Below are 10,915 nucleotides of genomic sequence, written 5' to 3'. Positions count from 1 at the left end.
GCCTCGTCTACATCCGCCACCTCGAAGACATCAACATCCAGAACAACGCGATCTACACCTCCAGGCTGGAAGGAATCGCGGAAGGAAAAGCGGAAGGGCTTGCCGAAGGAATTGCCGAAGGCATGCGTCAAGTCGCTGTCAGGATGAAAGAGACGGGCGTGGATATGGCTACCATCGTAAAGTGTACCGGCTTGAGCGAGGAAACAATCCGGTCCTTATAAGGAGGCTTATGCTTGCAAGGGAAAAGTCGTTTATAGGAATAATGAACCGATAGGATAATATGTCTTGGAGAGATGGATGAAACCGGCTTTATCCGGGATCTTCTGTGTTAAGGTATATTAAATAACAACTTCATCGGGAACTTTTTGCAAGGATTCGACGTCTTATCCTTACGAATGATAATTATAAATGAAAAGTAAAGATGAAAAAAGCTATTTTGACACTTTTGATGGTTCCTGCTTTTGTAGGGATGTTGTTTTCTTGCTCTGAAGTCAAGACAGACGCAAAGAAGTTGGAAGGTAAATGGAATATTGTGGAAGTAAAAGGAGAAAAAATACTGAAAGAAGGTTTGCCTAATATGGAGTTTGATATGAAAGATAACAAGGTCCACGGCAATGCCGGATGTAACATCTTCAATTCGACTGTCGTACTGGATGACCAGGATATTTCTTCCATCACGATCAATCCCGGTGCTACAACCATGATGGCTTGCCCGGATATGGAAACCGAGGATGCGATCTTGAAAGCTATGGGAGACGTGAAAGGCGTGAAAGCCGGCCGGTCCGAAAATGAAATGTTGCTGGTGGATGCCGGCGGTAATGTTTTGTTGGTTTTGTCAAAAAACTAATTGGACGGAAATGAAGAAGTACATATATCTTTGCCTTGCCATGTTGAGCATCGGTATCTTTGCTTCCTGTAAGGCGAAAAAGGGTGTGGAAGCGACTTTCTCCGACTTGGATGGCAGTTGGAATATTGTCGAGTTGAACGGCAAGGCGTTGAATCCTGCCGAGACGAACCAAGTCATAGAGTTTGACGTGGCCCGCCATTCCCTTTCCGGAAAGGCCGGATGCAACCGGATGATGGGGCAGATCGAATACAGCGATTCCCATAAGAATATCATTAAATTTCCGCAGGTTGCGACAACGCGTATGGCTTGTCCGGATATGAGCGATGAGCGTGAGTTGTTGCAGGCTTTGGATAAAGTCGTTCGTTTTGAAGCGGAAGGAGATACGAAACCTGTCGATAAAATCGCCTTCTATGGTACGGACAATACCAAACTGATGGTAATCGAAAAGAAATGATTTTCATTGTGAAATGTTTGAAAGGCGGTTCCGGTTGACGGGCCGCCTTTTTTATTTCGGCCTGCAAGGAATGATCAGAGTGAAGCGGCTGCCTTTTCCCTCCTGGGAAGAGAGGGTGATCCGTCCGTTTAGGCGTTCGGCGATGGTTTGGCAGATCGATAGTCCCAGCCCGGTACCTTGTGCAAATTCGTCCGCTTTGAAGAAACGCTCGAACACTTTCTTCTGGGCCTCTTCCGACATGCCTTTTCCGGTATCTTCGACGAAGATATGAACTTCTTTCTCCTCCTTCTTATAGACATATCCTAACAGGATGTGTCCTTTGGCGGTGAACTTGACGGCATTGTTGATGAAGTTCGTAATCACCTGCGTAAACCGGAAACGGTCTACATGAATGACAAGTTCCGATTCTTGGAACTCTTTCAGGAAACGGATATTCGAAGGCATAAGCAGATGATGTGTCTGGTAAATCTCTTCCAACAGCTCGTTCAAGGGACAGTCATCGAAAGTGAAGGACATCCGTCCCGACTCGATGCGCGAGAGTTCCAGAATGTCGTTGATCAGTTTCAGCAGCAGGTTGCTGTTTTTGTTGATCGTATCGCGGAAAAGGTCTTTTTCTTCATCGGTCAGGTCCTTTTCGTCCTGTAGCAGGTTGGTGAAGCCGACTATCGCGTTTAACGGCGTGCGTATCTCATGGCTCATGTTGGCAAGGAACGCCGATTTCATCTTATTGGCTTCTTCGGCCCGCTCTTTTTCTTCAATCAGCCGGAGTTGTACCTGCTTTTTCCGTTCGCTTTCGCGCCGGTACATGTAAATGAGGTGCAGGATGACATAGGTAACCAGCATGACAACCAGGATTCCCCCGATAATGATATAGGTTCTGTAACGGACTTCCAACGGCATGTTATAGATGATACTGCCTTGTGGCAGATCGTCCAACTTGATGTTGAAGCGTTGCATTTCTTTCCAGTCGAACGCATACGCCTTGGGACTCTCCTTGATGGGAATGCTGCTTGGCGAAGTCCCTTTCAGAATGCGGGTTGCGGTTTTGGCTACACATTCAACTTGCATTTGCAGGGTGGTGAAGTAGCCTCCGGTGATGCCTCGGTTATCGTTGAACCCGTTGTTTATGACGGTGAAGTTCGGGACATTGGCCAAACGACCGACTGTCAGGACATTGAAGTCGAGGATGATCTGCATGCAGGCGGTATAGGGTTTGTCTTCGAATACCCAAAGAATCTGCCGGGCGGTCAGGTTGGCGGTGGCGGTGGTGTACAATGCCGAAGCTCCTTCCTTGCCGGGCTGGATTTCAGTGGAGGTCGTCATACGCCTTGTTTGATATAATCCTTCATATACGGCTATTCCGTGTCCTTGAATATTCTCCATCAATGTTTTGAAAGCGTTTCTGCCGATAAATTCTTTTGTTTTGAAGATCAATATCTTCGATTGGCCGTATATCTGTTCGATCAGTCGGATGGTTTTAAGATATTCCGGCTTGTCCCAGTAGCCGGTGAAGTTGGGATGTTGCTTCAATAGTTCCCAGTTGGGAAAGTTGACACCCGAAAAGACGACCGGAACGGTTTTGCCCAGCGGATGGTTGCAAGCCATCAAAGTATAAGTCGCTTGGTCGTCATTTGAAATGATGATATCAGGTTTGAAACTTAAAGTGTCGAGAAAAGAATACATCCGGGCTTCTTCATCGGCTGCGTCATAACGCTCGCAGTCCAGGTAGAAGGTCTGGAGGGAAGAGTATATTTGTTCTTTTTCCAGCTTCTCGTGTAATAGTTTGTCAAATTGGGAATAGGCGCCCAAAGTCTGATTATAAGAATGGATGACAAGGATTTTAAATATTTCCTTCCCATTTTTATCAGTTGTACCCTTTGCTTCATGCGGAAGGCAAAGGGTTAAGATCAATATTGCTGTGTATATGTATGTTTTCAAGAAATAGACACCCATCAATGTTTACCCTCGTTGTTTTGTAAAATCGTCCAAAGTTAGCGATAATCGGGATATAACAAGTATTTCTTTCTGATTTTCTTATATTCGTTTAATGCCGGTTGCCAACTTGCGCGTATTTCATCTTCGTTCAGGCCGCGGACAATCTGGAAACGCAACTCTTTCGTCCCGGCAAGCAGGTCGAACCATTGCGGGCGGGTGAAGAAAAAGGCTTGGTCGTTGCCGGCTTTATTATAGAAATCGAGGAGAAATTTCAGCGTCAACCCTCCGGCAAAAGGATATTCCCTCAAGTCTGTGCCGTAGCATTCCTTATCCTTATGCAGCGGTTTTGTGTCGAAGCCGGGCAGTGAGGCGGGCGTAAAAGTGAAATCACCGTATTTGGGATCGGGAGTTCCTAATATCTGGAACGGATAATAGGTCCCGCGGCCAACGCTGATATTGGTCCCTTCGAAGAAACAAAGCGAAGGGTAGAGGCGGATCGACTGGTCGTTCGGCAGGTTGGGAGAGGGCTTTACCGGCAACCAGTACGGATCGCCGTGACGCCAGTTCTCCATCTTGACGATATGCAGTTTGCAAGTGTCGGGCGTGCTTTTCAGCCAGCCTTCCCTGTTGATCATCCAAGCCAGTTCGCCAACCGTCAGTCCGTGCAGTATGGGCAACGGATCTACACCGACAAACGATTCGAATCCTTTCTGACGGACAGGGCCGTCGACGAAGTCATTCGGGTTGGGGCGGTCCAGGACGATAAACTCGACATCGTTTTCGGCACAGGCTTCCATCACATAGTGCATGGTGCTGATATAGGTATAGAAACGGGCTCCGACATCCTGAATGTCGAACACGACTACGTCCAGGCCGGCCAACTGCTCGGTTGTCGGTCTTTTGTTCTTTCCGTATAGGGATATGATGGGAACTCCTGTTTTTACATCGCGGCTGTCTTTAATCTCGGCGCCCGCATCGGCCGTCCCGCGGAAACCGTGTTCGGGAGCGAATACTTTCTTGACGTCGACACCCTCTTCCAGCAAGGCGTCCAGCAAATGCTTCTGCTGCTTTTCGAGGATGGAGGTCTGGTTCACGACTAATCCGACCTGTTTGCCTTTCAACAGACGGGTAACGACGTCCATACGTTCGGCCCCCAACTTCAGAGGCTCTTTCTGTGGAGTGACGGCCTGGATTTCGGACATTAAGAACAGGCTTAACAGCCAGAAGGCACACCTGATAACTGCTCTCATAGACTCATTCCTTACTATTTGTTTCTGCAAAAGTAACGATTCTTTTTGTTTATTGCCTATCTTTGTCTCTCAATAAAGCAATTGAATGATATGAACCCTTTAGATATTATTGCCAAATATTATCCGGCAGGCTCGGAGGTGCAGCGGATTTTGGTTATTCATAGTAGAAGTGTGGCGGATAAAGCGTTGGCTATAGCCCGGATGCATCCGGAGATGAATCTCGACCTTACCTTTATAGAAGAAGCAGCCATGTTGCACGATATCGGTATTTTCCGTTGTAATGCGCCCGGTATCGGTTGTCATGGGGATGCGGAGTATATTTGCCACGGCTATCTGGGGGCCGAACTGATGCGGGCGGAAGGCTATCCCCGCCATGCCCGTGTATGCGAACGGCATACAGGAACAGGCATCACGTTGGCAATGGTCGAAGAACGCGGCCTGCCTCTTCCGCACCGGGACTTTATGCCGGAAACCTTGGAAGAACAACTGATTTGTTTCGCCGACAAATTCTACAGCAAAACGAAACTGGACAAAGAAAAATCTGTCGAAAAGGTAAAACAAGGCCTTTCCAAGTATGGAAACGAAACTGTCGAACGGTTTGATAACTGGTGTAAACTCTTTTTAGGGGAATAAAAAGGGATTGGCTCACTAAATTGTTATACATTTGCCCGCTGTAACACACTGCAAATAACGACGGAATGTTTTTGAAATACAAATGCCTGATTATTTTGTTGCTTTTCCTCACCGGAAACATGATGACTGAGGCGCAGGAACTTATTGCCCCGACCGATACCGTGATGGCTGTTGTGGGCGATACGATCGTACCCGCCGGACAGGATAGTGTGCTTGCGTTGGACAGCGTACCGAAGAAGCAGACAGGGTTGGACGCTCCGGTTTCCTACCAGGCAAAAGACTCCATCATCATGACGGGGGCGAATTGGGCTTATCTGTTCGGGGAAAGTGATGTGAAATATCAACAGATCGAGCTCCAGTCCGAGAAAATCGAGATGAATATGGATAGTAGCCTGGTGTATGCTACTTTCGGCCTTGACTCGATCGGGGAGGAATTCGGCTATCCTCTTTTCAAAGATGGAGACCAGCAGTATGAATCCAAGACGATGCGTTATAATTTCGGTACGAAAAAAGGATACATCACGGATGTGATCACGCAACAGGGGGAAGGCTATGTGACGGCCGGCCGTACCAAGAAGATGGACAACGATGTTCTGAATATGGTGGGTGGACGTTATACGACTTGCGACGAGCACGATCATCCTCACTTCTATATTCAGATGACGAAGGCGAAAGTCCGTCCGAAGAAAAATATCGTAACGGGCCCCGTCTATATGGTGTTTGAGGATGTCCCGCTTTATCCGATCGGCTTGCCTTTTTGTTTCTTCCCGTTTTCGAGTTCTTATTCTTCGGGTATTATCATGCCTACTTTCGGAGATGAAAGTTCGCGTGGTTTCTATCTGCGCGACGGCGGGTATTATTTTGCATTGAGCGATTATATGGACCTGGCTCTTACCGGTGAAATCTATACGAAAGGTTCCTGGGGACTGTCGGCTCGTTCGTCTTACCGGAAACGGTATAAGTTTTCGGGCAGTTTCAATGCTTCCTACTTGGTTACCCGTTTGGGGGACAAGGGGCTTCCTGATTATAGCTTGTCTAAGGACTTCAAGCTGAACTGGACACATTCGCAGGACCCGAAGGCCAATCCGTACCGGACTTTCTCGGCAAGTGTGAATTTCGCGACCAGCAGTTACGATCGTAACAACCTGAACAGTTTCTATCCGGGCTCTCAGGGGTTTGCGGATGCGAACCAGAATACCAAAGGGTCCAGTATCAGTATAACACAGCGTTTCCCGAATAATCCGTTCAGTCTTTCGGCTACCATGAATGTGAACCAGCGTTCGAAAGACTCGACGATCTCGTTGACGTTGCCTGATATTACGATTACGATGAGCCGTATCTTCCCGTTCAAACGGAAGAATGCGGTCGGCAAAGAACGTTGGTATGAGAAGATTTCCATGAGTTACAACGGTTACCTGCGTAACAGTATCGATACGAAAGAAGACAAATTGTTCAAATCGAGCTTGGTGAAGGACTGGCGGAATGCCATGCAGCACCAGATCCCGGTGAGTGCGACATTCTCTTTGTTCAAGTATCTGAATATCTCGCCGTCGTTCAACTATACCGAGCGGTGGTACACTAATAAGGTGGAAAAAGCATACGATATGCAGAAGAAGCAGGTGGTTGCGCGTGATACGACTTATGGTTTCTACCGCGTATTCGATTACAGCACGTCGGTTTCGGCTTCCACCACGCTGTATGGTTTCTATAAGCCGTTACCGTTTTTAGGTGACAAGATCAAGATGATCCGCCATCGTTTCGAACCTTCGGTGACTTTGAGCTATACGCCTGATTTCGGAGCTTCCAAATATGGTTTTTGGAAAGATCTCATGTATGAAGACCAGTATGGACAAGAGCAACATGTTTCTTACACTCCGTTCGAAAGCGGAATGTTCGGGTATGCTCCTAACGGGAAATCGGGGAGCTTGAGTTTCCAGTTGGATAACAACCTTGAGATGAAGATTAAGTCGGATCGGGATTCGACGGGAGAACGCAAGATCAGCCTGATCGATAAGTTGTCGTTGGGGATGAGCTATAATATGGCGGCCGACTCGTTCAAGTGGAGTGACTTGAGCGTTGGCCTGCGTCTCAAGTTCTCGAAGAGCTATACCTTGAACCTGAACGGTACGTTCGATACTTATACCTATGGCTACGATGAAGCGACGAAGACTGTTCGCCGGTTGGATATTCCGCGCTGGCAGGCCGGTAAAGGATTAGGTCGTTTACGCCAGACCGGTACGAGTTTCTCTTATACCTTTAATAATGATACGTTCGGCAAATGGTTCGGCAAGAAAGACAGCGACAATGATTCCAACAATCCTCCGGCAGACCCCAATGCATCGAACGATCCGGAGTTCGAACAGATTTCTCCGGGAGAAGAAGGGGACCAACAGGGTAAAACGGAAGGCGGCCGTTTGCGTGGCGCCAAGAAAGATACGGGTGAATTCGATTCGTATGGTTATATGATCAATAAGGTGCCCTGGAGCCTTTCATTCAGCTATAGTATGCAATTGCGTTATGGGGACTTTGATCCGAGCAAGCTCGAATATAAGTATAAACTGACGCATGCACTGAGCTTTAACGGTAATATCCAGCCGACGAAGAACTGGCGTTTTAACTTTAATGCCACCTATGACTTCGATACGCATAAGATATCCTATATGACTTGTAACATCACCCGCGACCTGCATTGCTGGCAAATGACTGCCAGTTTTGTGCCGGTGGGACCTTATAAGTCCTATACCTTCAATATCGCAGTAAGTTCGTCTTTGCTGAAAGACCTGAAATGGCGCCAGAGCAGCAACTATCGTGACGGGCAGAAGTGGGATTGATGAATCACCATTCGATAGGAGCCTGCCCGGTTGCGATCAGATAATCGTTCGCTTTGCTGAAATGCCTGTTTCCAAAGAACCCGCGGTAAGCGGAGAGGGGAGACGGATGGGCCGATTTCAATATCAGATTGCGGGAGGCGTCGATGAAAGCGCCTTTCCGTTGTGCATACGAACCCCACAGGATATAAACGATATGGCTTCGTTCTTCTGCCAGGCGGTGGATCACGGCATCCGTGAATTCTTCCCAGCCTTTATTCTGGTGTGAGCCGGCTTGGTGTGCACGAACCGTCAGGGTCGCGTTGAGAAGCAGGACACCTTGGTCTGCCCAACGGAGCAGATTGCCCGTCTGAGGAACAGGTTTGCCTAAATCGCTTTCTATTTCTTTGAAGATATTGACGAGTGACGGGGGAAAAGGTGTCCCGTCCTGAACGGAAAAACAGAGTCCGTGTGCCTGTCCGGGTTCATGATAGGGATCTTGTCCGAGAATGACAACTTTGACCTTGTCAAACGGACAGTGCTCGAACGCGCTGAAGATACAGGGACCGGGAGGATAGATGGTCCTTTGGCGGTATTCTTCTTTTACAAATGTGATTAGCCGACTGAAATAATCCTTTTCAAACTCTGTACTTAATCGTTCTTTCCAGCTCTGTTCTATCTTGACGTCCATAATGGTAATTGAAAATTGAAAATTAGAAATTGAAAATTATCTTTGTCACGCGAATATCTGAAATAATTATCAATAATCCATCCTTAATTTTCAATTTTCAATTTTTAATTATCGATTAAATCAGGTACATGCCGGCAGCACGGGCTTCACGGCGCATTTCCTCCGGCCATATACTTGCCTGGATTTCTCCGATATGGGCTTTGCGGAGGTAAAACATACATAAGCGGCTTTGTCCGATACCTCCTCCGATACTTAGGGGCAGTTCGCCGTTGAGCAGGCGTTTGTGGAAATATAGTTCTTTCTTTTCTTCCGCGTTGCAGATCTCCAGTTGGCGGAGCAAAGCTTCCTTATCCACACGAATACCCATGGAAGACAGTTCGAGCGAACGGTTCAGCACTTCGTCCCAGACGAGCAGGTCGCCGTTTAGTCCGACTTGTCCGTTTTCCGCTATTGTCGACCAGTCGTCGTAGTCCGGGGCGCGTCCGTCGTGTTTCTCTCCGTTGCTTAACTTGCAACCGATGCCGATGATGAAAACGGCTCCGTATTCTTTCGTAATTGCATCTTCCCGTTCTTTCGGCGTGAAGGTCGGATATTTTTGCAGTAAATCTTCGGAGTGTATGAAATGGATTTGCTGCGGCAATGTCGGACGGATCTCAGGGAACATCTCATAGACCAGGTATTCGGTACGTACCATGGCTGCATAGATACGGCGTACGATTTCTTTTAGAAAATCCACATTCCGTTCTTCGGCTCCCATGACGCGCTCCCAGTCCCATTGGTCGACATATAAAGAATGGAGGTTCCCCAATTCTTCGTCGGAACGGATAGCGTTCATGTCGGTATAGATACCGTAACCTTTTTCGATTTGATAATCGGCGAGAGTAAGGCGTTTCCATTTGGCAAGCGAATGGACGATTTCTGCTTTGGCATCGTCCAAATCCTTGATCGGAAACGTGACCGCACGTTCCGTTCCGTTCAGGTCGTCATTGATCCCCATTCCTTTTAAAACGAACAACGGAGCTGTGACGCGCCGTAACCGTAATTCGGAAGACAGGTTCTGCTGGAAAAAGTCTTTGATCTTTTTGATACCCATCTCGGTCTGCGATAAGTTCAATAAAGCCTTATATCCTGTTGGTTTAATTAAGTAACTCATATACTTGTTGTGCTTTATGTTTGTAAATAATGCGTGGCAAAGATACTAATTAATGGCAAAATAACAATTGTGTACCTTTTTTTATTTGCAAAATGGCAGTGTTTGTCATTAAGATGCTTGCAAAATATCAAAAGTGATCTTTTTTTGCCCGTTCATTTGTTTTCCTGCAAGATTATATATACTTTTGCACTGTCTTTGGCTGGGTAGCTTAGCTGAATAGAGCGTCAGATTCCGGTTCTGAAGGTCGTGGGTTTGAATCCCACCCTGGTCACAAAAGGACTTCCAAGTGTTGGAAGTCCTTTTTTTATGGGCCTGCGTGTAAACTTTTCTTTTTTATTTATGTTTTATAAATGAATAACTAATTTAAGAAAGAACAAAGATTATGTCAGTGGTTTATAAATTTCTTTTTCCTTCTAGGCCGGAAGGAAATGCGTTTTCCCTTTTTTTGTTAGCGTTGCGTATCCTTTTCGGGGTATTGCTGCTTTCGCATGGCATCCAGAAATGGACGAATTTTAGTGCCATGTCGGGATCTTTCCCGGATCCGTTGGGCGTAGGAAGTACGTTGTCGTTGGGGCTGGCTATTTTCGGGGAAGTATTTTGTTCCGTAGGTTTTATATTCGGGGCGTTTTATCGTTTGGCTATGATCCCGATGATCTTTACAATGGGAATGGCCTTTTTTGTGATACACGGGAATGATCCGTTTGCCGTGAAGGAATTGGCCTTTATTTATCTGGTGGTGTTTGTGCTGATGTATATAACAGGGCCTGGTAAATATTCTATCGATCATATCATATCCTCTGAATTATCTAAAAAGAAACGATGAGGTTATATACTTGCATACGAAAGGAAACAAAAAAGGCGGGAATTGTTATTCCTGCCTTTTTTGTTGTGTTAGCCTTCTCTTAATAAATAGTGGGAGAATAAGGTGTTTTTTGTGTTGGTTGGGAAAATGAAAAAAGCAACCATGCTAATCATGATTGCTTTTAAAGAGGTGGGCGTTGACGGATTCGAACCGCCGACCCTCTGCTTGTAAGGCAGATGCTCTGAACCAGCTGAGCTAAACGCCCGAATGTGAAATCATTTTGGTAATGAGGTGGGCGTTGACGGATTCGAACCGCCGACCCTCTGCTTGTAAGGCAGATGCT

9 protein-coding genes, 2 tRNA genes and 1 pseudogene are annotated in these 10,915 nt (G+C 46.8%); 7 read left to right on the top strand and 5 right to left on the bottom strand.

Annotation, left to right across the window (positions count from 1 at the left end; genetic code table 11):
• The 3 genes and pseudogenes from RDN79_RS18390 to RDN79_RS18380 form a co-directional block, all read left to right on the top strand.
• Nucleotides 1-221 (top strand): annotated as a pseudogene (locus RDN79_RS18390) (hypothetical protein); the annotation flags it as partial.
• 200 nt (nucleotides 222-421) lie between these two features.
• Entirely contained in the window at nucleotides 422-847 is a 426-nt protein-coding gene (locus RDN79_RS18385; RefSeq protein ID WP_298553496.1) for an META domain-containing protein, read from the top strand.
• A 10-nt stretch (nucleotides 848-857) separates the two neighbouring features.
• The gene (locus RDN79_RS18380) at nucleotides 858-1,301 is read left to right on the top strand and encodes an META domain-containing protein (protein WP_298553494.1); all 444 of its coding nucleotides are present in this window, start codon (nucleotides 858-860) and stop codon (nucleotides 1,299-1,301) included.
• 51 nt (nucleotides 1,302-1,352) lie between these two features.
• On the opposite strand, the gene RDN79_RS18375 is transcribed toward RDN79_RS18380, so the two are convergent.
• Together RDN79_RS18375 and RDN79_RS18370 are read right to left on the bottom strand one after the other, a co-directional pair.
• On the bottom strand, nucleotides 1,353-3,212 hold the full coding sequence (locus tag RDN79_RS18375; protein ID WP_298553492.1) for a sensor histidine kinase: 1,860 nt from the start codon (nucleotides 3,210-3,212) through the stop codon (nucleotides 1,353-1,355).
• Between the two features lie 80 nt (nucleotides 3,213-3,292).
• Nucleotides 3,293-4,438, bottom strand: coding sequence for a DUF1343 domain-containing protein (locus tag RDN79_RS18370; RefSeq protein ID WP_298553498.1), 1,146 nt, complete (start codon nucleotides 4,436-4,438; stop codon nucleotides 3,293-3,295).
• Nucleotides 4,439-4,576: 138 nt separating this feature from the next.
• Here RDN79_RS18370 and RDN79_RS18365 point away from each other — a divergent pair, with 138 nt between their 5' ends.
• A complete protein-coding gene (locus RDN79_RS18365) occupies nucleotides 4,577-5,119 on the top strand; it encodes an HD domain-containing protein (RefSeq protein WP_298553490.1) in 543 nt (180 codons plus the stop codon).
• A gap of 65 nt (nucleotides 5,120-5,184) precedes the next feature.
• Nucleotides 5,185-7,950 carry a putative LPS assembly protein LptD gene (locus RDN79_RS18360; protein WP_298553488.1) on the top strand — a complete coding sequence of 922 codons (2,766 nt, stop codon included), beginning with the start codon at nucleotides 5,185-5,187 and terminating at the stop codon, nucleotides 7,948-7,950.
• A 4-nt stretch (nucleotides 7,951-7,954) separates the two neighbouring features.
• Here the strand turns inward: RDN79_RS18360 and ung are convergent, their stop codons facing one another.
• On the bottom strand, nucleotides 7,955-8,617 hold the full coding sequence (ung, locus tag RDN79_RS18355; protein WP_298553486.1) for a uracil-DNA glycosylase: 663 nt from the start codon (nucleotides 8,615-8,617) through the stop codon (nucleotides 7,955-7,957).
• Between the two features lie 115 nt (nucleotides 8,618-8,732).
• Complete coding sequence (gene asnA, locus RDN79_RS18350; protein WP_298553484.1) at nucleotides 8,733-9,770, bottom strand: aspartate--ammonia ligase; 1,038 nt, start codon at nucleotides 9,768-9,770, stop codon at nucleotides 8,733-8,735.
• 197 nt (nucleotides 9,771-9,967) lie between these two features.
• Between asnA and RDN79_RS18345 the strand changes: the two genes are divergently transcribed.
• Together RDN79_RS18345 and RDN79_RS18340 are read left to right on the top strand one after the other, a co-directional pair.
• Nucleotides 9,968-10,041 (top strand) — tRNA-Arg (locus tag RDN79_RS18345).
• Nucleotides 10,042-10,152: 111 nt separating this feature from the next.
• Nucleotides 10,153-10,593, top strand: a complete 441-nt coding sequence (locus RDN79_RS18340) for a DoxX family protein (protein ID WP_298553482.1) — start codon at nucleotides 10,153-10,155, stop codon at nucleotides 10,591-10,593.
• 169 nt (nucleotides 10,594-10,762) lie between these two features.
• Here the strand turns inward: RDN79_RS18340 and RDN79_RS18335 are convergent.
• A tRNA-Val gene (locus RDN79_RS18335) sits at nucleotides 10,763-10,837 on the bottom strand.
• Between the last annotated feature and the right edge of the window lie 78 nt (nucleotides 10,838-10,915).

The organism is uncultured Parabacteroides sp. (genome assembly GCF_902493135.1).
In the GTDB taxonomy this organism is placed as follows: domain Bacteria; phylum Bacteroidota; class Bacteroidia; order Bacteroidales; family Tannerellaceae; genus Parabacteroides.
Note: the sequence above shows the minus strand (reverse complement) of the source record. Positions and strands in the feature narration are given on the sequence as shown.